This window comes from Massilia sp. CMS3.1 (assembly GCF_051262535.1).
Classification (GTDB): Bacteria; Pseudomonadota; Gammaproteobacteria; order Burkholderiales; family Burkholderiaceae_D; genus Telluria.
Genome location: NZ_JBIMES010000001.1, coordinates 488,139 through 512,795 on the forward strand (window position 1 = coordinate 488,139; position 24,657 = coordinate 512,795).

Genomic DNA, 24,657 nt, shown 5'->3' on the forward strand with positions numbered 1-24,657 from the left:
GCCGATGAACCAACTGACCACCACCCTGCTCGTCATCGGCGGCGGCCCCGGCGGCTATGTCGCCGCCATCCGCGCCGGCCAGCTCGGCATCCCGACGATCCTGGTCGAAGCCGGCCAGCTGGGCGGCACCTGCCTGAACATCGGCTGCATTCCCTCGAAAGCGCTGATCCATGCAGCCGAAGAGTTCGAGAAGGTGAATCACTATGCCAGTGGTTCAGCGCTCGGGATTTCGGCCACTGCGCCGTCGATCGATGTCACCCGTACCGTCGGCTGGAAGGACGGCATCGTCAAACGCCTGACAGGCGGCGTCGGCGCACTGCTGAAAAAGAACGACGTCCAGGTGATCGATGGCTTTGCCCGCATCCTCGACGGCAAGACGGTCGAAGTCAAAGGCGCGGACGGCCAGCTGCAGCGCGTGCGCTGCGAGCACCTGCTGCTCGCAGCCGGCTCGGAAGCGGTCGAACTGCCCTTCATGCCCTTCGGCGGCATGGTCGTGTCCTCGACCGAAGCGCTCTCTCCCACCTCCATTCCCAGGCAGCTGGTCGTGGTCGGCGCCGGCTACATCGGCCTGGAACTGGGAACGGCCTACCGCAAGCTCGGCGCCGACGTCACCGTCATCGAGGCTGCGGAGCGCATCCTGCCGGCCTATGACGCGGAACTCACCAAGCCGGTCGCGGCCAGCCTGAAGCGTCTCGGCATCGACCTGCGCCTCGGTTCCAGTGTGCTGGGCCTGAACGCGGCCGGCGACGGCGTGCGGGTGCGCGAAGCGAATGGCGAGGAAATCGTGTTATCAAGCGACCGCGTGCTGGTGGCCGTCGGCCGCCGTCCGCGCGCCGGTGGCTGGGGACTCGAATCGCTGCAGCTCGACATGAACGGGCGCGCGGTAAAAATCGACGATCAGTGCCGCACCTCGATGCGCAACGTCTGGGCCATCGGCGACCTGGCGGGCGAACCGATGCTGGCGCACCGCGCAATGGCGCAAGGCGAGATGGTCGCCGAGATCATCGCCGGCAAGCGCCGCCATTTCACGCCTGCCGCCATGCCGGCGGTCTGCTTCACGGATCCGGAAGTGGTCGTGGTCGGCATGGTGCCAGGCGAGGCCGAGGCGGCCGGCATCGACGCCATCACGGCCAACTTCCCGTTCGCCGCCAACGGCCGCGCGATGACGATCGAGTCGACGGACGGTTTTGTCCGCGTCGTGGCGCGGCGCGACAACCACCTGATCCTGGGCTGGCAGGCGGTCGGACGCGGCGTGTCTGAACTGAGTACGGCCTTCAGCCACTCGATCGAACTGGGCGCGCGGCTGGAAGACGTGGGTGGGACGATCCATGCGCATCCGACGCTGGGCGAGGCGGTGCAGGAAGCGGCGCTGCGGGCGCTGGGGCACGCGCTGCATATCTGAACTGCTTTGAAAAGCATGCGATAATCCGCGCCCGGCCGACGCCATGCTTTCGGCCTCTTTCATTCACCATCCATCAGAGAGTCCATACATGTTCAAGAAAATCGCCGCCGCAGCCATCCTCGTCGCCGCTTCGAGCGCCGCAGTCGCCGTCGAACCGCAGCCGTTCTACGCCGGTATCGACGTCGGCTCGACCAAGATCGAAGGCTTCGACCGCGAAGGCGGCTACGGCGCCTTCCTCGGCTACAAGTTCAACCAGAGCATCGCCATCGAAGGCGGCTACCACCGCCTGGTCGATACCGAATTCCGCTCGGGCCCGGTGCGCGGCGACGTGACGATCGACCAGCTCGACCTGTCCGTCATCGGCACCCTGCCGCTCTCGAACGGTTTCGACGTATATGGCCGCCTCGGCTACAACCGCCTCGAAGCCGAAGCCGACGTTGCCGGCTTTACCGGCAAGGAACACGATTCGAACGCCCTGTACGGCCTGGGCATGGGCTACTCCTTCAGCCCTGTCGTTCACGCCCGCCTGGAAGTGCAGAAGCCGTCGAGCGACGCGACCAGGATCCTCGCCGGCGTCGCCTTCGCCTTCTAGGCAGGTACGCGCCTCAGCCTCCAGCAGGCTGATCGCATGAGGACCGGGCTGCTCGTGCAGTCCGGTTTTTTTTCGTGCGTGCGGCTCGCAACGCCGCCCGGGGCACCCTGTATAATCTGTACAATCTGTACAAGATAACAAGACGCCCTCCCATGCCGAGCCCACGCATCCTGGTCCTGTACGCCCACCCCGCCCCGCACCGTTCGCGCATCAACCGCAAACTCGCCGACGCCGCGCGCGCCCTGGACGGCGTGCTGGTGCACGACCTGTACGAGACCTATCCCGATTTCTACATCGACGTGGCGCGCGAACAGGCGCTGCTTGCGCAGGCCGAACTGGTCGTGTTCCTGCACCCGATCCGCTGGTACAGCATGCCCTCGCTGCTCAAGGAATGGGTCGACAGCGTGCTGGAGGCCGGCTGGGCCTACGGTCCCGGCGCCACGGCCTTGCGCGGCAAGGGCTACTGGCTGGCCGTGACCACCGGCAGCCCCGAAGACGCCTACCAATCCGGCGAGCGCCACGGCCGCCCGTTCGACGCCTACCTGCCGCCCTTCGAGCAGACCGCGCTGCTGTGCGGCATGCACTGGTGGCCGCCGCACATCCTGCACGGCGCGAACGGCGCCGACGATGCCGCCATCGAGGCCCATGTCGCAGCCTTTCGCGCGCGCCTGGAAGCCTGGCTGGCCACCCCTGCGAAAGAGAGCGCACATGGAGCATAGTTTGCTGGCCAATGCCGTCGTCTACCTGGGCGCCGCCGTCCTCGCGGTGCCGCTGGCCAAGCGCCTGGGCCTGGGCGCGGTGCTGGGCTACCTGCTGGCCGGGATGGCGATCGGCCCCTGGGGCCTGGGCCTGATCCGCGAAGTCGAGACCATCCTGCATTTTTCCGAATTCGGCGTCGTGCTGCTGCTGTTCCTGATCGGCCTGGAACTCGAGCCGGCGCGCCTGTGGTCGATGCGCCGGCCCATCTTCGGCTGGGGCGCGGCGCAGGTGCTGGGCGTGGCCGGCGTCCTGTTCGGCGCGGCGCTGCTGGTCGGCATTGCATGGCAGGTCGCGCTGGTGGCTGCGCTCGGGCTGTCGCTGTCCTCGACCGCGATCGCGCTGGCGACCCTCGGCGAGCGCAACCTGATGGGCACCCCGGCGGGCCAGGCCAGCTTCGCCCTGCTGCTGTTCCAGGACATCGCGGCGATTCCGATGATCGCCCTGGTGCCCGTGCTCGGCGTGAGCGCGGCCAGCGGTGCAGGCGAGGACGGCTGGATCGGCGCCGCGCGCCTGGCCGGCGTCATCATCGGCCTGGTGGTGGCCGGACGCTACCTGGTGCGCCCGGCCCTGCGCATCATCGCCAAGTCCGGGATGCGCGAGATCTTCACCGCGTTCGCGCTGCTGCTGGTGATCGCCATTTCGCTCCTGATGCAATGGGTCGGCATGTCGATGGCGCTGGGCGCCTTCATGGCCGGCGTGCTGCTGGCCGATTCCGAATACCGGCACGCGCTGGAAACCGACCTGGAACCGTTCAAGGGCTTGCTGCTCGGGCTGTTCTTCATCGCGGTCGGCATGTCCGTCGATTTCGGCGTCTTCCTCGCCAGACCCTGGCTGATCCTGGGGCTGGTGCTGGGCTTCCTGGCCTTGAAGCTGGCGGTGCTGTTCGCGCTTTCGTTCCGCTTCGGTATCGCGCGCGGCCAGCGCTGGCTGTTCGCCTTCCTGCTCTCGCAAGGCGGCGAGTTCGCCTTCGTCGTGTTCGGGGCGGCGGGCGCCGCGCGCGTGTTCACGCCGGAAGTCGGTTCGATCCTGGTCGCCGTGGTGGCGCTGTCGATGGTGACCACGCCCCTGCTTCTGCTGCTGCACGACAAGGTGCTCGAGCCCCGCTACCACGGCCAGAACCTGCGCCAGGCAGACGCCATCGAGGGCGACGAAGGACACGTGATCGTCGCCGGCTTCGGGCGCTTCGGCCAGATCGTCGGCCGCCTGCTCAACGCGAACCGAATCAAGCTCACCGTGCTCGATCACGACCCGGACCAGATCGAGCTGCTGCGCCGATTCGGCTGGAAGGTGTTCTATGGCGACGCCACCCGGGTCGACCTGCTGCATGCGGCGGGCGCGGCCAAGGCGCGCGCGCTGGTGCTGGCGATCGACGACATCGAGGACAGCCTGGCCCTGGTCGACGCCGTGCGCGAGCACTTCCCGGAATTGCAGATCCTGGCGCGGGCGCGCAACGTGACCCATTATTACCAGCTGATGGACCGCGGCGTATCCGTGATCGAGCGCGAAACCTTCGAGTCGGCCCTGCAGCTCGGGCGGCGCGCGCTGTGCCATCTGGGCTACGGCGCCTACCGCGCGCGCGAAGCGACGCTCAAATTCCGGGAGCACAACAAGGCCAGCGTCGACGCGGTCTACCCGTTCTACAAGGACCGCGAGCAGTACGCATCGATGTCCAAGCGCGCGCGCGACGAACTGAACGAGATGTTCGCGCGTGACCTGAAGACCTATGAGAAGGAGTCGGACAAAGGATGGGATTGACCCCGGCTACCGGCCCGCTTTTGAACCGAGATCCAAAAATTGGCATCTCGTCAACTTCTGTAGAGTGCGAGGTTTGATCGGCCGGGCCCAGCGTGAACAAACAAGAGAACCCCTACGGTTTCCTGGACAATGGCGGGCGCCTCGGCCGGCGCATCCGCAATCTCGACTGGTCACAGCACCCACTTGGCCCCATCGACACCCGGGACGCCACGCTGCGCACCAGCCTGGACATCGTCCTCTTTCCCTCGTTTCCTACCTTCCTGCTCTGGGGCGACGACCTGACCCTGTTCTTCAACGACCCCTACGAGCCGATGCTGGGCCAGAAGGCCCACAGCCTGGGCTCGCCCTACCGGGCCGTCTGGCACCAGGCATGAACAGAGCACTGTCCCACGTTTGTCACAGAGATCGAGATAAGTTCCAATAGGAAACATAAATTCCATGATATAACTTCAGCCCTGAACAATCAGGCCACGGCTCAGCGTCTGTGGCAATCACCACAAGGAGATAAAATCATGTCAATCAATCAACTCGTCTATATCAGCCAGGCAGTGCGCAAGATGTCGGCAGAAGACCTGCAAGCGATCCACGCCAAAGCCCGCGCAAATAACGAACTGATTGATGTAACGGGCAGCCTGTTCTACAACGGCGGTTGGTTCCTGCAGGTGCTCGAAGGGCCAGCGGCCACCCTTTCCAAGCTGTATGACAAAATCGACCTCGATCCACGGCATAAAAATTCGCGCGTGCTCTACAACGAGCCGGCGACATTCCGAACTTTCTCCCGCTGGAACATGAACATGACGAACCTGGAGGATCGCCAGGCAGACAAATATGACGAACTTCTTGAGGTGATCGACGCTGCCCGGGGCAATCGCAAGATTGGTGCCGCATCTCCGGCAGTTACCCTGCTCAGGATTTTCAAAGAGTAAGACGATATTCGGCTACCGGGATTTTCCGTTTCCCGGATGTCAACCAGTGGTTCTATCCAGCGCGTTCGCTTGCCGGTCGCGCCAACACCATCCCGAGACGCAGCGCGGCATCGGTCACCTGCGTCAATGGCGGCTGGTAGTCGTTGTCGATCCAGCGCAGCGCAATGTGCATCACGCCGCCGACGATGCCGGCCTGCAGCAGCTCGTCGGGCGCCGCGCCCACCGGCACGATCTGGCGCGCCACTTCGGCGCCGATCGCGCGCAGGGCCGCGTCGAAGGCCTTGTCGACCTCGCGGCTCACGCCGCGGATCTCGACCAGGTACACGCGGGCCGAGGCAGGCTCCCTCTGCAGCGCACTGAAGTAGGCATCGAGCATGGCGCGGGCACGGGCGACGCGTCCGCGTCCGGCCGCCCGGCTTGCTGCCGTGATCTCGTCGAATACCGCGTAGGTCACCGCGTTGAACGAGGTCACGAGCAGCTCTTCGCTGTTCCCGAACGACTCATAAAAATAACGCTCGGTGAGTCCTGCCGCTTCGCACACCGCCTTGACGGTCGACTGACGGTAGCCGCGCTCGCCGTACACGGCGATCGCCGCGGCGATCAGCTTCTCGCGCCGCTCGGCGCGGCGCTGTTCGGAAGAGACGCCGCGGTAAGCGCGCGGCGTAGTCGAGTCAGCATTCATGCCGCTATTTTGACACAGTAACTTGTCATCCCTAATCTGACAATGTACAGTGTCAATACTACAAAAAACATAACAGAGACATCATGAACACCTCGTCCACCGACGACGGCGCGATTCTCGACGTGCTGATCGTCGGCGCCGGCCTGTCCGGCATCGGTGCGGCCGCCATGCTGCAGGAGCGCTGTCCGGGCAAGCGCTACGCCATCCTCGAGGCGCGCGCCGCCATCGGCGGCACCTGGGACCTGTTCCGCTATCCGGGCATCCGTTCCGACTCCGACATGTACACGCTCGGCTACGGCTTCAAGCCGTGGACCGATCCGAAGGCGATCGCCGACGGACCATCGATCCGCGCCTATATCCGCGACACCGCGCGTACCCACGGCATCGAGCGGCACATCCGCTTCGGCCACAAGGTCATGCGCGCGTCCTGGTCGAGCACCGAAGCGCTGTGGACGATCGAAGCGGAAACCGGCGACAAGCGCGCGCCGCGTACCATACGCACGCGTTTTCTCCACATGTGCAGCGGCTACTACAGCTACGACCATGCCTGGCGGCCCCATTTCGAGGGTGAAGAAGCCTACACAGGGCGCATCGTCCAGCCGCAGTTCTGGCCGGAAGACCTCGATTACGCCGGCAAGCGGGTCGTCGTGATCGGCAGCGGCGCCACCGCCGTGACTCTGGTGCCGGCGATGGCGGCGACGGCTTCCCACGTCACGATGCTGCAGCGCTCACCCACCTATGTGGTCTCGCGCCCGTCCGAGTACCGTTTCGCGCGGCGCCTGCAACAAGGCCTGCCGCCGAAACTGGCCTACTGGGCCACGCGCTGGCGCGTGATCGGCGAATCGATGCTGCTGTACCGGATCGCGCGCGGCAAGCCCGAGCTGGCCAAGCGCAAGATCGTCGGCATGGCCGCGCGCCAGCTCGGCCCCGGGATCGATGTCGCCCACTTCACGCCCGACTACAAGCCCTGGGACCAGCGCGTCTGCGTGGCGCCCGACGGCGACCTGTTCCGCGCCCTGCGGGAAGGCCAGGCCGAGGTGGTGACCGACCACATCGCGCGCTTCGCCGAGAACGGCATTGTCCTGCGCTCGGGGCGCGTATTGACGGCGGACGTCGTCGTCATGGCCACCGGCCTGTCGCTGTCGGTGCTGGGCGGCGTGGCGATCGACGTCGACGGCCAGGTATATGCGCCGAGCCGGCACATGGCCTACAAGGGCATGATGCTGAGCGATATGCCCAACAGCGTGATGACCTTCGGTTACACGAATGCGTCGTGGACGCTGAAGGCCGACCTGACGGCGGCCTGGGTCTGCCGCCTGCTGACCTACATGGACCGCAAGGGCCAGGCGATCGCCGTGGCGCGGCGCGAGGCAGGCGTCGAACCGGAGCCTTTTCTCAGCTTCACCTCCGGCTATGTGCAGCGCGCCCAGGCGCTGCTGCCGAAACAGGGGTCGCGCCGCCCGTGGCAGGTGTACCAGAACTACCTGCAAGACATGTTTACGATCCGCTTCGGCCGCCTTGCCGACGGCGTGATGCGCTTTGGACCAAAAGGAAATATGCCATGAATGTTTCGAACCGGGTCGCCGTGATTACCGGCGCCGGCAGCGGCATCGGTCGCGCGGTCGCTCTCTCCCTCGCCCGCCGCCACTGTCACCTGGCCCTGGCCGACATCGATGCGGCCGGCCTGAAGGACAGCGCGGCAATGCTTGCCAACATCGGGGTGCGCGTGACCACCCATGCGTTCGACGTCGCCGACCGCGCCGCCGTGCGCATGCTGCCCGCGACAGTACACGACGCCCACGGGCGCGTCGACCTGCTGGTCAACAATGCCGGCGTGGCGCTGGGCGGCACGTTCGAACAGGTCAGCGAGGATGATTTCGACTGGCTGATGGACATCAATTTCAACGGCGTCGTGCGCATGACGCGCGCCTTCCTGCCGCTCCTGCGCCGGAGCGACGAGGCGCGCATCGTGAATGTCTCGAGCATTTACGGCATCGTCTCGCCGCCGGGACAAAGCGCCTACTCGGCCAGCAAATTCGCCGTACGCGGCTTTTCCAACGCGCTGCGCCATGAGCTCGAGGGCAGCACGGTGGCGGTCAGCGTGGTCCACCCGGGCGGCGTGTCGACCTCGATCGCGCGCAATGCCCGCGTGCCCGCGGGCACGCCGCCGGACGAAGTGACGCGCGGGCGCGAGAGCGCCGAAAAGCTGCTGCGCCTGGCGCCCGAAGCGGCCGGCGAAATCATCACGCGCGGCATCGAAGCGCGCCAGTCGCGCATCCTGGTCGGCAACGATGCCAAGGTGGCCTCCATCCTCGAACGCATTTCGCCCGTCAATTACTGGCGCATCCTGAAGAAAGCCACCGCCCCATGACCATCCTGCTCGTCATCCTCGCACTGCCCGTCCTGGTGCTGGCCGGCCTGGCCTGGTTTACACACCGCACCGCGCGCCGCATCGAAGCAACCATGCCGGCGCCGGGGCATTTTGTGGACGTGCCGGGCGCGCGCCTGCACGTGCGCGAGGCCGGCAGCGGCCCGGCGATCCTGCTGCTGCACGGCCTCGCCGGGCAGACGGCGCATTTCGACTACGGTGTGTTCGACGACCTGGCACGCAATCACCGCGTGGTGGCGGTCGACCGGCCCGGCTCCGGCTACTCCCAGCGCGACCCCGGGAGCGCGGCCGACCTCTCGACCCAGGCCGCGGCGCTGGCGGCCCTGATCGACCAACTCGCCCTGGGACGCCCGACCGTCGCCGGCCATTCGCTGGGCGGGGCGATTGCGCTGACGCTGGCCCTCGAGCATCCTGAAAAAGTAGGCGCGCTCGCGTTGATCGCGCCCCTGACCCATGTCCAGACGGCGTCGCCCGAGGTATTCAAGGCACTCGCGATCGCGTCCCCGGCGCTGCGTAAGCTCTTCGCCTGGACCCTGGCCACACCCGGTGCCATCGCCGGAGGCAAGAAGGTGCTGGCGGCGGTATTCGCGCCGGAGGCCGCGCCGCGCGACTTCCCCGTCAGGGGAGGCGGCATGCTCAGCCTGCGTCCGCGGCAGTTCCTCGCTTCCTCGGCCGACATGCAGGCGCTGCCCGGCCACATGCCGGCACTGGTGGCGCGCTACGGGCGGCTGGCGGTGCCGACGGGCGTTCTGTATGGCCGCGAAGACGCCATCCTCGACTGGACCCAGCATGGCCAGGCGCTGGCCGACAAGGTGCCGGGAGCGCGCCTGGAACTGGTCAACGGCGGCCACATGCTGCCGGTGACCCAGCCGCCACTGGTGGCCGATTTTGTCGCGCGCTGCGCCCGACGGAACGTCGCAGCACAGGCCGCACCCTGACCACCCGGCCCGCGCGTTTGCACGCGCGAGCGCCTGAACCGTTATCATCTGTCCTCAAGGTTCGCGGCCCCAAGGGCGCGCGGACCGCATCGACCGGTTCAAGGATGGGAGTTGGGTATGGTAGTGGTAACGCATAGCGGCAAATTTCACGCGGACGACGCATGGGCGGTGGCCGTCCTGTTCATCCTGTACCCGGACAGCGAACTGGTACGCACGCGCGACACGGCCACCATCGAAGGGGCCGATTTCGCGATCGACGTCGGCGGCATCCACGATCCGGCCACGGGCCGCTTCGACCATCACCAGAAGGGTTTCGCTACCACCCGACAGAGCGGCGTGCCGTATGCCAGCGCCGGCCTGGTCTGGCGCGAATTCGGCGCACGCTGCGTCGCGGCGCTCGCACTCGAACACACCGGCCGCACGCTCGGCGCGGACGCCTGCCAACAATTGGCGTATGCGATCGATGCCGACATCGTCCAGTACCTCGATTTGTCGGACGTCGGCGCGGCCAAGAATGCACCTGGCGGCTATGGCCTGTCGGCGATCGTCTCCGGCTTCAATCCGAACTGGATGGACGAGCAGCGGCTCGGCTACGGCGAGGCCACCGACGCATATCGCCTGGCGCAATTTCGCAAGGCGATGGCGCTCCTCACCGACATCATGATCAATTCGGTCAAGTACCGGGTCGGCGCGCTGCTGGCGCTGGAACAGGTGCGCGGCGCCGAAGTGCTCGAAGACGGCAAGCTGCTCTTCTTGAGTAACGGCGCCCTGCCCTGGACCACGGTCGTGCGCAAGGAGATGCCGAAGGTGCTCTTCGTCATCAGCCACAGCATCGCCGAGCAGCGCTACATGATCCATGCGGTGCCGCTCAATGCCGAGAGTTTCGACGCCCGGGCCGACCTGCCGGAAGCCTGGGCCGGCCTGCGCGACGCCGATCTGGCGCGCGTCACGGGCGTGCCGGATGCGACCTTCTGCCATAACGGACGCTTCATCGCGGCGGCCAAGTCGTATGAAGGCATCCGCGAGCTGGCGCGCCTGGCGCTGCAGGACGTGGCGCAGACAGCAGTGGTAGAGTAACAACGACATGTTTTCCATCGTCCTGAACGTCATCGGTTCCCTGTTTCACTTCTACGTCGCGCATCGCCTGTACCGTCTCGATCCGGTTCGCACGCGCGTGCCGGCAACAGCCTGGTGGGTCGGCGCCGTCCTCCTGTGGCTGGTCTACCTGGCCGGCGTGCACCTGGGTGACGAAGCGATCGACTGGCGCTGGTGGCCGGGACAGTTCGCGCTGACCTGGCTCGGGGTCATGTTCGTGATGACCTTGTGCCTGCTGGCGGCGGACATCGCGACCGGTTTCGGGTTCTGGTGGCGCGCTCGCGCGCAGCGCGTACTCGGCATTGCGGCGGTGGCCGGCGTCGTGCTCGCCGGCTTTGCGATCTTCCAGGGCGTACGCGCGCCGGTCGTGGTCGAACAGGAAGTGGTGATGCCGAACCTGCCGGCCGCGCTCGACGGTATCGTCGTGGTCATGGTCACCGATCTGCACCTGGGCGCCCAGCGCCGTGCCGACTGGATGGAAGACCGGGTGGCGCAGATCAATGCCTTGAACCCCGCCGCCGTGCTGATGGTCGGCGACCAGGTCGAGGACAATCCGCTGGGCGAGCCGCGCCTGGCAACTGCCTTGCGTGGTTTGAAAGCGCCGCGCGGTGTCTGGGCGGTGACCGGCAACCATGAGTTCTATGGCGACGTCGAAACCACGGTGCGCGAATTCGAGGATGGCGGCGTGCGCTGGCTGCGCGACCGCAAAGTGGAACTGGCGCCGGGCCTGGTGCTGGCAGGGATCGAGGACGTCGGCAGCAGGATGCGCGCAGGCGGCACGATCACGGCGGACCTGGATGCGCTCTTGCCGGCGTCCACAAACATGGCCACGATCCTGCTCTCGCACATCCCGGCTGCGCCCGTCATCGACATGGCGGCCGCGCGCGGCGTCGGCCTGATGCTGTCGGGTCATACGCACGGCGGCCAGATCTGGCCCTTCAGCTACCTGGTGCAGCACCGCTTTCCGCAGCTCGTCGGGCAGCACCAAGTGGACCAGATGGCGCTGGTCATCAGCCGCGGCGCGGGCAGTTGGGGGCCGCGAATGCGCCTCTGGCAACCGGGCGAGATCGTGAAGATCACGCTGCGCGCCCCACGCCCGGCAGACCCGACCTAGAAACCCCGGCCGCAGTCGAGCATCGCCTGCTCGTACTGCGCCAGAGTCGGCTTAGCGGTTCTGCCTGCCTGTGGATGCCGGATCTTCGTCCCGTCCTTCATCCGACGCACGCGCGCCTTGAGAACCGTGCTGGTTGTGCGCCTCCGGCTGCGTCGATTGACGATTGCCCTTTGCGCCACCGGTCAAGTTGCCGATGCCTTCCAGCCCGGTCTCCACCCGTCCGCCGCCGCTCGAAAAACCCTTGTCGCCCGTCGGCGCCGAGCCGTCGTCGAGCAGGTCGTCGGTGCGGCCGGCTGCTTGCTCGCTGCCGTCGCCCTGCAGCTTGCCGCTGTCGCCCGTGCCGCCCACGCCCATGCTGCCGGCGCTGCTGGTGCCGTGCTTCGTGATCTGGTCCCAGGAGCGGCCATGCACGTCCTTCTTGTCGTCTTGTGTCGACATCGTTTTCTCCTCGTTCGTTGGTATCCCGCCATCTTAGCTCCACCGCGCGCCGGAGCAATCGGCGCACGCGCGAAGCTGCTGTAGGACTGGCCGCACGGCGCAGAAAATGGACGAAAAAAAACGGCGCCAATGGCGCCGTTCCCGCGAGCTGAATACGATCAGTTCTTGAAAGACAGGACGCGGCCACTCAGCTTGATCGTGCCGGCGCCGGTGATCATGTCTTCACCGCCGGTCAGCGTGCCGCCACCGGTGACTTTGGAGAACTTGCCGGTGCCGCCAGTGACCTGGAAGGTCGCGCCGGAAAACACGTATTGCGCGCCCACGCCGGTTGGCACCATCTGGCCGCTGTAGTTGGCGTAGATCTGGTCGCCCGAGGTCGTCATGACGATGAACTTGCCGCCGCTGAAGTTGAACAGCGGGCCGACCGGGGTGATGCAGTCGGTGGCGATGAAGACCACCTTGCCGCCCATCAGATTGCTCGTGCCATGACCGCTGATCGTGCCGCCGAATTTCGACAGGCAACGGTCGGCCGGGCCGACCGCTTCAACCAGCACGCCTTCGACGTCGAGGGTCTGGACTTCCCAGTTTCCGGCAGATGCCGCGGCCGATGCAGCCAGTAAAAGGGTGGCGGCAGCTGGACGGGCGATCGTGCGCAGGAAGGAAGTGAACATGTGTGTCTCCGGGGTAAATTAAGATTTAATAATAATATCCATTTTGCAAAAAATGCCGCGCACGCTCAGCCATTTTTGTGGTGCTGCAGACACATGTTTTTTTGAAAACATCGACATGCTGCCGTGCGCCAGTGTCATCCCGGCTGAGCTAACTTGATCACCTCATCGGAACGGAGAAAAAATGCGCATTGCGACCTTTAACATTAACGGTATCGGCAGCCGCCTCCCGGCCTTGCTGGAGTACCTCGAAGAAAAAAAGCCGGACGTGGCATGCCTGCAAGAACTGAAAGCACCGCAGGAACGCTTTCCGCTGGCCGAGATCAACGCCGCCGGCTACGGGGCGATCTGGCAGGGGCAAAAAAGCTGGAACGGCGTGGCGATCCTGGCGCGCGGCACCGACCCGGTCGAGGTCACGCGTGGCCTGCCGGGCGACGATAGCGACGAGCAGAGCCGTTACCTGGAGGCGGTCATCGGCGAGGTCGTGGTCGCCTGCCTGTATCTGCCCAACGGCAATCCGGCGCCGGGACCGAAGTTCGACTATAAATTGGCCTGGATGGAGCGCCTGATCACGCGCGCCCAGCAACTGCTCGAGAGCGGCGCGCCGGTCGTGATGGCGGGCGACTACAACGTGATCCCTACCGAGCTCGACGTCTACAAGCCGGAGCGCTGGCTGACCGACGCCCTGTTCCGCCCCGAGTCGCGCGAAGCCTTCCACCGGCTGGTGAACCAGGGCTGGCTCGATGCGCTGCGCGCGATGCATCCGGATGAAGTCATCTACACCTTCTATGACTATTTCCGTAATGCGTATGGCCGCAACGCAGGCATCCGCATCGATCACCTGCTGCTGAGCCCGGCCCTGGCGCCTGCGCTGCGCGCGGCCGGGGTGGACCACGATATCCGCGGGCGCGAAAAGCCGAGCGACCACGTGCCGACCTGGATCGACCTCGACCTCGCCGCGCTGAACACGAAAAAAGCGGCGAAAGGAACGACACAAGTCTGATCAGCGGCCGCTGCGATCTTGCAGGAACTGCTGCGCGCGCGGATGGCCGGGCCTGGTGAAGAAGTCTTCCGGTGCTGCCCGCTCCAGGATGCGGCCTTCGCTCATGAACAGGATGCGGTCGGCGACGTCGCGCGCGAAGCCCATTTCGTGGGTCACGCAGACCATGGTCATCCCCTGCCCGGCCAGTTTGCGCATCACCTGCAGCACTTCGCCGACCATTTCCGGGTCGAGCGCGCTGGTCGGCTCGTCGAACAGCATGACCGGCGGGCGCATCGCCAGTGCGCGCGCAATCGCCACGCGCTGCTGCTGGCCGCCCGACAGTTCGTGCGGGTAGGCAGCGGCCTTGTGCGCCAGGCCCACGCCCTCCAACAGCTCCATCGCATACGCACGCGCTTCGGCCTTGGTGGCGCGCTTCAGGTTGACGGGCGCGAGCATGCAGTTTTCCAGGGCCGTCAAATGCGGGAACAAATTAAAGTGCTGGAACACGAAGCCGATGCCCGCGCGCAGCGCATTCACATCGCCCCCGCGCGCATGGATATCGCGCCCGTCGACGGCAATGCGTCCGCCGTCGATTTCTTCCAGGCGGTTGATCGTGCGGATCAGGGTCGACTTGCCCGAGCCCGAGGGGCCGCAGACCACCACCACTTCATTTTTTGCGACGCGCTCGTCGATATCGACCAGCGCGTGATACTGGCCGTACCACTTGTTGACGCCTTCGAGATGGATCATGGACTTACCTCTGGTACGGGCGCCGGGCGCCGATTCAGGCGGAGCTCCAGCAGGAAGGCCAGGCGCGACAGGCCAAAGCACAAAATAAAGTAGGTTGCGGCGAGTACGATATAGACCTCGACCGCCTTGGTAAACACCAGCGTGTTGACCTGGGTGGCGATGAACGACACTTCGGACAAGCCGATGATATAGCCCAGCGAGGTGGCCTTGATGGTCGCCACCAGCTGGCTCACCAGCGACGGCGACACATGGCGCAGCGCCTGCGGCAAGATCACGAGGCGCAGCGCCTGGCCGTAAGAAAGGCCGAGCGAGCGCGCCCCTTCGAACTGGCCCTTCGGCAGCGACTTGATGCCGGCGCCGACGATCTCGGCCAGGTACACGGCATCGAACAACACGAGCGTCATCAGCATGGTCGTGGCCTGCCCGGTTTTCACGCCGGTCACGGCCGGCAGGAAGAAGTAGGCCCAGAACACGACCAGCAGCAAGGGCACGGCGCGTACCAGCTGCACCAGCACGGCCACCGGCCAGCGCACCGCGCGCCAGGGGCTGACGCGCGCCACGCCCAGCACCAGGCCAAGCGGCATGGCCAGCAGCAGCGCCGCCCCGGATAACAGCACGGTCAGGGCCAGTCCGCCGAGCGGCCCGTTCGGGTATTGGCCGACGAGGAAGTACAGCCAATAGTCCTGGATCAGTTCAATCATCAATGCCTCAGTTCGTCCGCACCGGGAAGCGGCGCGCGTACAGCTGCGCGGCCAGGGAGATCGCCAGCGACACGCTCACATAGGCCAGCGTGGCGAAGGTGAAGGCTTCGACGCTGCGGAAGGTCGCCGTCTCGACGCGCGCGGCCTGGTACATCATCTCGGCCGCGCCGATGACGGTGGCGACACTCGTGTCTTTCCACAGGTTGACCGTCTGCGACAGCAGCGGCGGCACAGCAATGCGGATCGACTGCGGCAGCAGCACCAGGCGCAGCGCGGCGATGCGCCCCAGGCCGAGCGAACGTGCCGCTTCCATCTGGGCGGCGGGCACCGCGCGGATCCCGCTGCGGATGTCCTCGGCCATGTGGACGCCGGCGTACAGGGACAGCGCAATGACGGCGCAGATGAATTCGGGGTTGCTGTCGTAGAGGGCCAGTTTGACCTCTTCCGGCAGCAGCTCGGGGAAGGCGAAGTACCAGAACAGCAGGTGCGCCAACAGCGGCACGTTGCGGATCCCCTCCACCACACTGGCACCAATTGCGCGCAGCACGCCGCTGGTGGAGGTGCGCATCAGCGCGATCGCCACACCCAGCGGCAGTGCGATCACGAAGCTGAAAGCGAGCAGCTGCAGCGAGACGATGAATCCCTGCACCAGCCAGTCGTGGTACTGGCCGGTCTGGATCAGGCTTGGGTCGAAAAACGTCAACTGGGAGGACTCAGAGCTTGTCGGTATGGATGGTGAAGGCGCGCTTGGCAATGTTCGCGCGCGTGCCCGGACCGTACCACTTGTTGAACAGGGTGTTCGCCGCGCCCGTCGTTTCCAGGTCGCGCAAGGTCGCGTCGACGACCGCCTTCAGGCTCTTTTCCCCTTTGCGCAGGCCGAGCGCGATCGATTCGATGCCGATGCTGTTCAGCAGGATCGTGAAGTTCTTCGCATTCGGACCGAGCTTGCCGTAGTCGGCCAGCAGCGAGGACTCGTCGTTGACATAGGCGATGCCTTTGCCCTGCTGCAGGGCCTGGAACGCTTGCTGGGTATTCTCGAAGGTCACGACAGTGGCGGTCGGCACGGCGGCGCGGATGTTCGTTTCCTGGGTGCCGCCACGGACCGTGACGACCTTCTTGCCGCCCAGTTGAGGCAGCGCAGTGACGCCGCTGGCCGCGCGCACCATGACTTTCGAGCCGGTCACGAAATGGGTCAGCGCGAAATCGACCTGCGATTCGCGCTCCTTGTTGTGGGTGAGCGTTGCCGCCAGCACGTCGACATGGCCCTGCTGCAGCTCGGGGATGCGTGCGGCGACCGACATCTGCTTGAACACCGGCTTGACGCCGATTTTCTTCGCCACGGCTTTGGCCAGGTCGATTTCGTAGCCGACCAGTTCGCGCGTCTTGGGGTCGATAAAACTGTTCGGCTCGTCGGTGCCGAGCACGCCGAAGACGATTTCGCCCTTCTTCTTGATGTCGGCGAGCTGGTCGGCGTGAGCGGTAGCGGCGACGGCCAGTTGGGCAGAAAGCGCGATCGCGCAGGCAAGCAGGGTGCGGCGGGTGGCCATGAGATCTCCAACGGCGTGAATAAGCAGGTTAAATAAACGGACCGAAGAGTATACGCCATGTGAATGATTGGGCGAAGGATCGAATTCCTATAAGAACATGTGAATCTGGCATAAGGGCGGCGAGCCCGTGCGGCTTGCAATGGAACTCGCGCTTAGCCGCAGCGAGCAATATACTGAGCGCCTGTCCAGCTTGATCGACGAAAGAATTGTTACATGAACTACCCTGATGAAATCTTGATGGCGTATGCCGACGGCGCGCTGCAAGAACCGAAACGCAGCGAAGTCGAACGCGCCGTGCGCGCCGATCCGACGCTGGCCGCCATTGTCGAACGCCACCGCGCCCAGCGCCGCGAGGTGGTGACTGCGTTTGCCGGCGTGCTTAACGAACCGGCGCCGTCACACCCGCAGCCGGCCGCGCCCGGCAAGGTGCTCTCGTTTGAGGCGGCCCGTAGTGCGAGGGCGCGCGATGCGGCCCCGCCAGCGGCGCCGGCGCCGCAGCGCAGCGCCTGGCCGCGCTGGGGCGCGCTGACTGCCGCTTTGGTGCTTGGGGTGCTGGCCGGCAGCCTCTGGTTCGACGGCAGCAGCGGCGACGGCAGCATGGTGACGGCCGATGCACACGGCCGCCTGGTCGCACGCGGCCAGCTGGCCGGTGCGCTGTGGCGCCAGCTGGCGAGTGACCCGGCGCCAACCAGCCCGGTGCGTATGGGCGTGAGCTTCGCCAGCCGCGACGGCGGCTACTGCCGCAGCTTCCGGGTGGGGGCCAGCGCGGGCCTGGCCTGCCGCGACGGCGACACCTGGCGCATTCCCGTCCTGAGTGAAACCCGCGCGGCCCGTGGCGAGGACCGGCAAGCCGCCGGCGCGACGCCGGAAGCGGTGCTCGATGCCATCGACGAGCGCATCACCGGGACCGCCCTGAACGCCGCTGCCGAACGCACGGCGCGCACGCGCGGCTGGAAACGCTGAGGCACTGCGTCGACGCCCGCCGCTTTGGAGAACGTTTGATCAGACCCGACGTGCATGCCCAGCAAGGCCCGCTCGCGCGCATTCGCCGCCATCCCCGCCGCGTGCGCAAACTCGGCAGCCGCGTCAGCGCGACGGCCCAGCTTTTCGAGCAAATCTCCACGCACACTCGGCAGCCACTGGTAGCGCTCCAGCGCCCGGCTAGCCGCCAAAGCGTCGATCAGCGCCAGCCCGGCCGCCGGTCCCTCGGCCATGCCGACCCCCACCGCCCGGTTCAGCTCGACCACGGCGACGGGCTCACGCGCGCCAGTTCCCCGTACAGCGCGGCAATCCGGGCCCAGTCGGTATCCTGCGCCGTACGCGCCCTGGCGTGGCAGACGGCGATTGCGGCCTGCAGCGCATACGGTCCCGGCACACCCGGCAGCCCGGCGCGCGCCACCCCTTGACACATGTAGACACAAGAGCAAGCAGTATGCAACGCGGCGCCGGTCGAGTAAAGCATGGCGGCCATGACTGCAATGACGGTGTCGATCAAGCGTGCGAAACCTCCTACAAGGCCCTCTCGCATGCGCCTATTGTCCCTTGCCCGCCGGCGGTTACCATGGGGGAACCAGTCACCGACAGCAGGAGGCAGCTATGAGCGAGAACAAAGGCAGGGGAACGAAAGGCCGCAACTACGACGAACTGACGGGCGTGGGCACGAGCAGCGCGGGTATCACCGGCACCACCGGCAACCTGAACACCGGGACGCGCGACGGCGGCATCGGCATGCCATCTCCCGGCGACAGCGGCAACCGCGCGGGCAACCGCCAGTCGGCCGACCTCGAGGATGAGGACACGACGCCGGCACTCGGCCGCGGCACACGCGCCAGGCCGGCGCAGCAGCCGCAGGGTAAGCCGGGTAACCGGAGCGGCGGCAGCGAGCAAAGCGGGCAAACAGGACAGAACGCCCAGGGCGGGCTCGGTCACAGCCTCGACCAGGACGTGATGGGCAAGGAGCAGTAAGCATTCGTCACACGTTTGTCTGGTGCCACGCACCTTTTGGAGAGCCGATGCGATTCCTTTTAAGCAGCGCCGTGCTCGCGGCGCTGCTGCTGGGCGGCTACGCCCTGCTCGGCCCGTATATCAAGAACATGCTGTACACGATGCGCCTGGCGTCCATGGAGGTGCCGGCCGCACTGCCGGTGCCGGTGCGCGGGGTCGCGCCGCGCGCCCTGCGCGATACCTGGCATGGCGCACGCAGCGAGGGCCGCAGGCATGAGGGCATCGATATCTTTGCCAAACGCGGCACCGCGGTGATTGCCGCTACCGAAGGCGTGGTAATGCGCGTCTCCACGAATCGCCTCGGCGGCCAGGTGGTCTGGGTGCTGGGGCCGGGCGGGCAGCGCCATTACTATGCGCATCTCGACCGCTTTGCCGACATCGGGAATGGCCAGCGCGTCAGGCCCGGGACCGTGCTCGGGTATGTCGGTACAACGGGGAACGCAGCCGGGACGCCACCGCATTTGCATTACGGGATCTATGAGGCGGGGGGTGCGATCAATCCGTATCCGATGCTGCGGGCGGACAAGCGCGTGGGCATCGATGCGCGCTGAGCCAATCCGCTCCCTCAATGCGCGCTGCGTAAAAATTCGGTTGCAGCCCGCTCCGACATCGGCCGGCTGAACAAAAATCCCTGGAACAGGTCGCAATCGCAGGCGGCCAGCGTGCGGTGCTGTTCCAGCGTTTCCACGCCTTCGGCCACCACGTGCATGTCGAGCTTGTGTGCCAGCGCCATGATGCCGGCACACAGGTCGGCGTCCTTCGGGTCGATGGCGCAGTTCTGCACGAACGAGCGGTCGAGCTTGAGATAGTTCACCGGCAACTGGCGCAAGTAGGACATCGACGAAAAACCGGTGCCGAAATCGTCGATCGAGAGCGCCACGCCCCCGCCGCGCAGGCGGTGCAGGATCGCAATGGCGAGATCCGGGTCGGACATCATCATCGACTCGGTCAGTTCCATCTCCAGGCAGCCGGGTTCGATGGCGTGCTCGCGCATCAGGCCGAACACGTAGTCGGGCAGCGCGGCGCTGGTCAGCTGGCTGGTCGACAGGTTGACAGCGATCGGGATCGTGCCCAGGCCCGCGTCGCGCCAGGCGGCGATCTGGAGGCAGGCCTGCTCGATGACCCAGCGCCCCAGGTGCAGCAGCAGGCCGAGCTGTTCGGCGAGCGGAATGAATTGGTCGGGCGCCACCAGGCCAACGCCGGGACGGTTCCAGCGGATCAGGGCCTCGAAGCCGGCGATGCTGCCGTCGCGCCGCATCTTCGGCTGGTAGTGCAGCGCGAATTCGGCAGAGCCGATCGCGGCGCGCAGGTCGCGCTCGAGCGCCACGCGCTGGTCGACGGTCGCGCCCAGTTCAGGCGAATAGAAGCGGTACTGGTCGCGCCCATTGTCCTTGGCCGAATACATCGCCGCTTCGGCGCGCCCGAGCAGCTCGGCCGCGCCATGCAGGCTGCCGCGCGAGAGCGCGACGCCGGCACTGAAGGTCAGGTGCAGCGGCTGGCGCAGTATCGGGTATGGTTGCGCGAGAAAGGCGCGGATCTGCTCGACCTGCCGTGCCACTTCCTCAGTGGAACCGGCATGCGGCAGGATAAAGGCGAATTCGTCGCCGGACAGGCGCGCCAGGCTGCCGAGGACCACATTGCATTGCTGCAGGCGCTGGCCGACGAGCTGGATCAGCTCGTCACCGATGCCCTGTCCAAAACTGTTATTGATGAGCTTGAACTGGTCGAGGTCGATGAGCACGACCGCCAGCCGTACGCCCCCGAGCGTGGCCATGACGAGCTGCTCCTCGAGCGCCGACTCGAACATGACGCGGTTGGCCAGGCCGGTGAGCGAATCGGTGATGCGCTCGTGCTCGAGCCGGCGGCGCAAGCCGCGCAGCTCGGTGATCTCGGTCGAAAAGCCGATCAGGCAGGTTGGCTGGCCAGGCAGCTGCAGCCTCACCTTGCGCGACCGGAAATGATGCTTGCAACCATCGGCGCCAATGATGGTTTCCTCGCGCGTCTCCTCGCCCTCGCCGGCCAGCACTTCGGCGTCATAGGCGGCCACGCGCGCCGCGGCGTCGTGCGGCATCAGTTCGCTGTCGGTGTGGCCGACCAGATCAACCAGGTCGCGCCCGTGCAGGGCCAGCACCGGCCCGTTGGCGTAGAGGTAGCGGCCTTCCTGGTCCTTCAGGTAGATGGCGGCGTCGACGTTCGCAAGTACGGTGTTGAGGAGCGCATTACGCTCGATGAGTTCATCGACGGCGCGGCGCTGCTCGGTGATGTCGGTCGAGATGCCGCACAGGCCGATGACGCGCCGCTCCTCGTCGAACAGCGGCAGCTTGACGCTGCGAAACATCCGGCAATCGCCGTTCCTCAGGCAGACGATCTCGTCGGTGGCGACTTTTTCGCCGGTCGACCAGGTTTGCCGGTCGGTGGCGCCGATGCTCGACGCGTCCAGTTCAACGAAAAGCGCATCGGACTTGCCGACGATGTTCGCGGGGTCGGTGCCGAAGACGGCCCCCAGGGCCTGGTTGGCGAACAGGTAGCGCCCCTCGACGTCCTTCACATAAAAGCATGCGTCGAGGTTGTCGACGAGCGTCCACAGGCGCCGCAGCTGGACGGGATCGGGGCCGGCCGCGTTGACGGCCACGGTATCGGCAGCTGTGGCATCCTGCGGTGTTTTCATGCTTGCATTCCTCCCCGGTCCAGGCACGTATGCCGGCGGCATCCGATGGCACAGTGTAGCGCCTTGCTGGATGTTTCGGCACGTCTATAGTCTGCACCGCAAAAAGGAGACAAACCCCCGACACCAGGAAGAACGATATTTCCTTGGTAACATATTTACGCTAGTCTGGTGGCTGACAAAACCCGTCGAGGAAATCCATGCCCTTCACACCACTGCGCAGGCGCTGCCTGTCGCTGGCCCTGCTGGCAGTCCTGTCCGCCTGCGCCGGCACGCCCACCGCGCCGCCTGCAGCCTTGATCGATGCGCAGATTGGGTCCGACTATAACGGCGTCGTGCTGGTGCGTGCCAAGCGCGGCGCGGCAGCGCTCGTGAAAGCCTACGGCAAGGCCCAGTTCGAAATGCCCGCCTCGCTGGCGCCGGACGCTCGCTTCATGATCGGTTCGGTGTCGAAATGGATCACGGCGGTGACGGTACTGCGCCTGGTCGAAGAGAAGCAGCTCGACCTCGACAAGCCTGTCACGACCTGGCTGCCGGAGCTGCCCGCCACCAGCCGCGCGGTCACCTTGCGCACCCTGCTGTCGAACACGAGCGGCATCGAGAACGGCCTGAATCTTGCCATGAAGCGCGACCGCAGTCCGGAGCGCATGACGATCTCCGCTACGCAAGCAGCCCTGAAATTCGGCAGTGGTCCTTTAAGCTTCGCACCGGGCACGAAGTTCGATTATTCGGTCACGAACTGGCTCATCATCGCCGGCGCCGTCGAGCGCGCCACGGGCGAACCATTCTCCCGCACCGTCGCCCGCCTCGTGTTCGAACCGGCCGGTGTGCGCGACACCGGCTTTGCGGACCAGGAGTACGCAACGCTGCCGCGCATGGCAGTGGCCTACGCAACGACGAAAACGGTGCGCAAGACCCCGCCGGCGCCGCCGATGGTGGCCGCCAGCGGCACCATCTACAGCACCGCCAGCGACCTGGTAAAGATTGCCGATGCCGTGTATGGGAACGGCTTGTTGACGCCGGCCTCGCGCCGGGAATTGCTGACGGTCCAGCACGCGCCGGAAGAGTATGCGCTGGGCGGGCGGATCAAACAGCTAGGCAGCGGCGCAGGAATGCGCACGCTGGCATGGGAAACGGGCGTCAGTGGCGGCTACAAGACCCTGCTGGCGTATTCGCCCGTCGACGGCCGCACCGTGGTCTTGTTGAACAACACCGACATGGCGCAGTCCGAGCAGGCCAGGATCGGCCTGGCACTGCTAGGCGCACTCGACAGGTGATTACTTGGTCACCGCCAGCACGCTGCGCTTGCCACCCTTGAACGTGTAGAGCGTGATGGTGCCGTCGCGGATGTCGCCGCGGGTATCGAACGCGATCGGGCCGGTCACGCCCTTGTACTGGATTGTTGCCAGCACCGGCAGGTACTTCGCAGGCGCGGTCGAACCGGCCTTGACCATGGCATCGGCCATCGTCATCACCGCATCGTGGGCGTACGGCGCATTGATCTGGACCTCGATGCCGAAGCGCTTCTTGTAGTCGCTGCGGAACTTGTCGAGCGCGGCGCGGCAGGCGGCGTCGACGCCACCGGCTTCGGCGCAGAACACCTGGCCGTCCGCCATGGCGCCGCCCGAGAGCTTGTGGATTTCGTCAGAGCAGATGCCGTCGCCGCCCATCATTTTCGCGTTAAAGCCAAGCTGCTTCATCTGGCGCAGCATCGGCCCGGCCACGGAGCTCATGCCGCCAAAGAACACCAGGTCCGGCTTGGTGGCGCGGATCTTGGTCAGGATGGCGTTGAAATCGGTTGCCTTGTCGTGCGTGAACTCGCGCGCCACCACCTGCGCGCCCTGCTGCTTGAGGCCCTTGGCGAACTCCACCGCCAGGCCCTGGCCATAGGCGGTGCGGTCGTCGATCACGGCCACGCGTTTGGCTTTCATTTCCTTGACCGCGTAGCGGCCCAGCGCCTGGCCGAGCTGGACGTCGTTGGCCACCACGCGGAAGGCCGTATTGAAACCTTGCTGGGTGTATTTCGGGCTCGTGCTCGAGGGCGAAATCTGCGGGATGCCGGCCTGGTGATAGATCTTCGAGGCCGGGATCGTGGTGCCCGAGGTTTCGTGGCCGACCACGCCGTTCACACGCGCGTCGACCAGCTTCTGGGCAACGTTGGTCGCCTGCTTCGGGTCGCCGCCATCGTCCTCGGCCAGCAGCTCGAAGCGCACCTTCTTGCCGCCAACGACGACGCCGCGCGCGTTCAGGGCTTCTATGCCCATGCGTGCGCCGTTTTCCGTGTCCTTGCCAAAATAGGCGACCGGTCCGGTGACGGCGGCCGAGTGGCCGATTTTGACGACTTCCTGGGCGTTCGCCAGGCTGGCGATGGCGAGCAGCACGGCTGCGACTAGGGTCTTGTTCATGCATTCCTCTTGATGGCGATGCCGCCGAAAGGAAGAATCATAACAAGGATGAGCCGGACGCGTGGGGGGGGCCGGTGGGGCTGTTGCCTGTGGCCTCAGTGGCATGCATGATCCTGAGGAGCCGCGCGCCGTCGCCCGCCCAGCTTGCGGCATACTGGCTGGACCTGCGCGCAATGTCCACGAGGAGCCGGCATGACCAGCGAGCACCAAGGCAGCGAAACGAGCCAGCTGCGCTTTCGCACCCTGCTCTACCGCTTCATCTTTTTCGACTGGCTGTTCCAGGACGCCGGCGGCGCGCGCACGCCGATCGAACGCCATGCCGCGACCCAGCACAACCGGCTCATTAGCAAATACCTGCCGGTCTACCTGCGCCGCTGGTCCTTCCTCACCGTCCTCGCTTTCGCGCTCGGCTGCCTGGTCGAGCGCGCGCTGCAGGCGACCTTGCTGTCGGCATGGTTCTTCACCTGGACCTGCATCACGGCCACCGGCATCGTCATCATCATGGTGGCCTGGATCTTCCTGACCCAGCCGCAGCCGCCCTGAGCCATTCCACGTGACGCACTGCACAAATCGCGCTTGACAGGCTGGCCGCATCCGGCTTAGAGTCAAGTCAATGACTCCCCAACTGCATCTGCCGACTGTCCTGCCAAACGCTTGCGACCTATCGCTGGCGCTACTACTACGCGCCTGATTTCCGCCGCGTTCCGGCCCCGCCGGTGTTCAAAGTAGTGACAGGAATTCGCAACGATGTTCGCTTCTTCTTACTCCGCCAAGTTTCCCCGACTGATTATCAGCCGGGCCTGCGTTCGTCTACTGCAAAGCGCGGTCGCGCTAAAGCTACCGAT

26 protein-coding genes and 1 pseudogene are annotated in these 24,657 nt (G+C 65.9%); 17 read left to right on the forward strand and 10 right to left on the reverse strand.

Annotated elements, in window-relative coordinates; all coding sequences use genetic code 11:
* Positions 1-4: 4 nt before the first annotated feature.
* The 6 genes from lpdA to ACHAC9_RS02150 all read left to right on the forward strand — a co-directional run bounded on the left by lpdA (position 5) and on the right by ACHAC9_RS02150 (position 5,434).
* The gene (gene lpdA, locus ACHAC9_RS02125) at positions 5-1,402 is read left to right on the forward strand and encodes a dihydrolipoyl dehydrogenase (RefSeq protein ID WP_435756664.1); all 1,398 of its coding nucleotides are present in this window, start codon (positions 5-7) and stop codon (positions 1,400-1,402) included.
* 88 nt (positions 1,403-1,490) lie between these two features.
* The gene (locus ACHAC9_RS02130; RefSeq protein WP_435756666.1) at positions 1,491-1,994 is read left to right on the forward strand and encodes a porin family protein; all 504 of its coding nucleotides are present in this window, start codon (positions 1,491-1,493) and stop codon (positions 1,992-1,994) included.
* A gap of 152 nt (positions 1,995-2,146) precedes the next feature.
* A complete protein-coding gene (locus ACHAC9_RS02135; RefSeq protein WP_435756668.1) occupies positions 2,147-2,713 on the forward strand; it encodes an NAD(P)H-dependent oxidoreductase in 567 nt (188 codons plus the stop codon).
* On the forward strand, positions 2,703-4,508 hold the full coding sequence (kefC, locus tag ACHAC9_RS02140) for a glutathione-regulated potassium-efflux system protein KefC (RefSeq protein WP_435756670.1): 1,806 nt from the start codon (positions 2,703-2,705) through the stop codon (positions 4,506-4,508). The genes ACHAC9_RS02135 and kefC overlap by 11 nt, the downstream gene beginning before the upstream one ends.
* 92 nt (positions 4,509-4,600) lie before the next feature.
* Positions 4,601-4,882, forward strand: coding sequence for a hypothetical protein (locus tag ACHAC9_RS02145; protein ID WP_435756672.1), 282 nt, complete (start codon positions 4,601-4,603; stop codon positions 4,880-4,882).
* Between the two features lie 138 nt (positions 4,883-5,020).
* Positions 5,021-5,434 (forward strand): BLUF domain-containing protein, encoded by a 414-nt coding sequence (locus ACHAC9_RS02150; RefSeq protein WP_435756674.1) that lies wholly within the window; start codon positions 5,021-5,023, stop codon positions 5,432-5,434.
* A 52-nt stretch (positions 5,435-5,486) separates the two neighbouring features.
* Here ACHAC9_RS02150 and ACHAC9_RS02155 read toward each other — a convergent pair whose 3' ends face one another.
* Positions 5,487-6,116 carry a TetR/AcrR family transcriptional regulator gene (locus ACHAC9_RS02155; RefSeq protein ID WP_435756676.1) on the reverse strand — a complete coding sequence of 210 codons (630 nt, stop codon included), beginning with the start codon at positions 6,114-6,116 and terminating at the stop codon, positions 5,487-5,489.
* Positions 6,117-6,199: 83 nt separating this feature from the next.
* Here ACHAC9_RS02155 and ACHAC9_RS02160 point away from each other — a divergent pair, with 83 nt between their 5' ends.
* The 5 genes from ACHAC9_RS02160 (at position 6,200) to ACHAC9_RS02180 (ending at position 11,652) form a co-directional block, all read left to right on the forward strand.
* Entirely contained in the window at positions 6,200-7,681 is a 1,482-nt protein-coding gene (locus ACHAC9_RS02160; protein WP_435756678.1) for a flavin-containing monooxygenase, read from the forward strand.
* A complete protein-coding gene (locus ACHAC9_RS02165; protein WP_435756680.1) occupies positions 7,678-8,487 on the forward strand; it encodes an SDR family NAD(P)-dependent oxidoreductase in 810 nt (269 codons plus the stop codon). The genes ACHAC9_RS02160 and ACHAC9_RS02165 overlap by 4 nt, the downstream gene beginning before the upstream one ends.
* Positions 8,484-9,443, forward strand: a complete 960-nt coding sequence (locus ACHAC9_RS02170) for an alpha/beta fold hydrolase (RefSeq protein WP_435756682.1) — start codon at positions 8,484-8,486, stop codon at positions 9,441-9,443. The genes ACHAC9_RS02165 and ACHAC9_RS02170 overlap by 4 nt, the downstream gene beginning before the upstream one ends.
* A 117-nt stretch (positions 9,444-9,560) precedes the next feature.
* Positions 9,561-10,520 carry an MYG1 family protein gene (locus ACHAC9_RS02175; RefSeq protein WP_435756684.1) on the forward strand — a complete coding sequence of 320 codons (960 nt, stop codon included), beginning with the start codon at positions 9,561-9,563 and terminating at the stop codon, positions 10,518-10,520.
* 7 nt (positions 10,521-10,527) lie between these two features.
* Complete coding sequence (locus ACHAC9_RS02180; RefSeq protein WP_435756686.1) at positions 10,528-11,652, forward strand: metallophosphoesterase; 1,125 nt, start codon at positions 10,528-10,530, stop codon at positions 11,650-11,652.
* A 51-nt stretch (positions 11,653-11,703) separates the two neighbouring features.
* Here ACHAC9_RS02180 and ACHAC9_RS02185 read toward each other — a convergent pair whose 3' ends face one another.
* Positions 11,704-12,090, reverse strand: coding sequence for a hypothetical protein (locus ACHAC9_RS02185; RefSeq protein ID WP_435756688.1), 387 nt, complete (start codon positions 12,088-12,090; stop codon positions 11,704-11,706).
* A 158-nt stretch (positions 12,091-12,248) separates the two neighbouring features.
* Complete coding sequence (locus ACHAC9_RS02190; RefSeq protein WP_435756689.1) at positions 12,249-12,761, reverse strand: hypothetical protein; 513 nt, start codon at positions 12,759-12,761, stop codon at positions 12,249-12,251.
* Positions 12,762-12,942: 181 nt separating this feature from the next.
* Here ACHAC9_RS02190 and xth point away from each other — a divergent pair, with 181 nt between their 5' ends.
* Positions 12,943-13,761 carry an exodeoxyribonuclease III gene (gene xth / locus ACHAC9_RS02195; RefSeq protein WP_435756691.1) on the forward strand — a complete coding sequence of 273 codons (819 nt, stop codon included), beginning with the start codon at positions 12,943-12,945 and terminating at the stop codon, positions 13,759-13,761.
* Here the strand turns inward: xth and ACHAC9_RS02200 are convergent, their stop codons facing one another.
* The 4 genes from ACHAC9_RS02200 to ACHAC9_RS02215 are packed head-to-tail and all read right to left on the reverse strand — an operon-like array spanning position 13,762 to position 16,738.
* Entirely contained in the window at positions 13,762-14,490 is a 729-nt protein-coding gene (locus tag ACHAC9_RS02200) for an amino acid ABC transporter ATP-binding protein (RefSeq protein ID WP_435756693.1), read from the reverse strand.
* A complete protein-coding gene (locus ACHAC9_RS02205) occupies positions 14,487-15,191 on the reverse strand; it encodes an amino acid ABC transporter permease (RefSeq protein ID WP_435756695.1) in 705 nt (234 codons plus the stop codon). Before ACHAC9_RS02205 ends, ACHAC9_RS02200 begins: the two co-directional genes overlap by 4 nt.
* A 7-nt stretch (positions 15,192-15,198) precedes the next feature.
* Positions 15,199-15,894, reverse strand: coding sequence for an amino acid ABC transporter permease (locus ACHAC9_RS02210; protein ID WP_435756697.1), 696 nt, complete (start codon positions 15,892-15,894; stop codon positions 15,199-15,201).
* A gap of 10 nt (positions 15,895-15,904) precedes the next feature.
* Positions 15,905-16,738, reverse strand: a complete 834-nt coding sequence (locus tag ACHAC9_RS02215) for an ABC transporter substrate-binding protein (protein WP_435756699.1) — start codon at positions 16,736-16,738, stop codon at positions 15,905-15,907.
* 213 nt (positions 16,739-16,951) lie between these two features.
* Between ACHAC9_RS02215 and ACHAC9_RS02220 the strand changes: the two genes are divergently transcribed.
* Entirely contained in the window at positions 16,952-17,701 is a 750-nt protein-coding gene (locus ACHAC9_RS02220) for an anti-sigma factor family protein (protein ID WP_435756701.1), read from the forward strand.
* A gap of 59 nt (positions 17,702-17,760) precedes the next feature.
* Here the strand turns inward: ACHAC9_RS02220 and ACHAC9_RS02225 are convergent.
* Positions 17,761-18,122: pseudogene (locus tag ACHAC9_RS02225) on the reverse strand (RNA polymerase subunit sigma-24); the annotation flags it as partial.
* Between the two features lie 212 nt (positions 18,123-18,334).
* Between ACHAC9_RS02225 and ACHAC9_RS02230 the strand changes: the two are divergent.
* On the forward strand, positions 18,335-18,703 hold the full coding sequence (locus tag ACHAC9_RS02230) for a hypothetical protein (protein WP_435756703.1): 369 nt from the start codon (positions 18,335-18,337) through the stop codon (positions 18,701-18,703).
* 47 nt (positions 18,704-18,750) lie between these two features.
* Complete coding sequence (locus tag ACHAC9_RS02235; protein ID WP_435756705.1) at positions 18,751-19,293, forward strand: M23 family metallopeptidase; 543 nt, start codon at positions 18,751-18,753, stop codon at positions 19,291-19,293.
* A gap of 14 nt (positions 19,294-19,307) precedes the next feature.
* On the opposite strand, the gene ACHAC9_RS02240 is transcribed toward ACHAC9_RS02235, so the two are convergent.
* A complete protein-coding gene (locus ACHAC9_RS02240) occupies positions 19,308-21,410 on the reverse strand; it encodes a sensor domain-containing protein (protein WP_435756707.1) in 2,103 nt (700 codons plus the stop codon).
* Between the two features lie 197 nt (positions 21,411-21,607).
* On the opposite strand from ACHAC9_RS02240, the gene ACHAC9_RS02245 reads away from it, so the two are divergent.
* Positions 21,608-22,684 carry a serine hydrolase domain-containing protein gene (locus ACHAC9_RS02245; protein WP_435756709.1) on the forward strand — a complete coding sequence of 359 codons (1,077 nt, stop codon included), beginning with the start codon at positions 21,608-21,610 and terminating at the stop codon, positions 22,682-22,684.
* Here the strand turns inward: ACHAC9_RS02245 and ACHAC9_RS02250 are convergent, their stop codons facing one another.
* A complete protein-coding gene (locus ACHAC9_RS02250) occupies positions 22,685-23,812 on the reverse strand; it encodes a branched-chain amino acid ABC transporter substrate-binding protein (protein ID WP_435756712.1) in 1,128 nt (375 codons plus the stop codon).
* Between the two features lie 192 nt (positions 23,813-24,004).
* On the opposite strand from ACHAC9_RS02250, the gene ACHAC9_RS02255 reads away from it, so the two are divergent.
* Positions 24,005-24,355, forward strand: coding sequence for a hypothetical protein (locus ACHAC9_RS02255; protein ID WP_435756714.1), 351 nt, complete (start codon positions 24,005-24,007; stop codon positions 24,353-24,355).
* Positions 24,356-24,657: the final 302 nt, after the last annotated feature.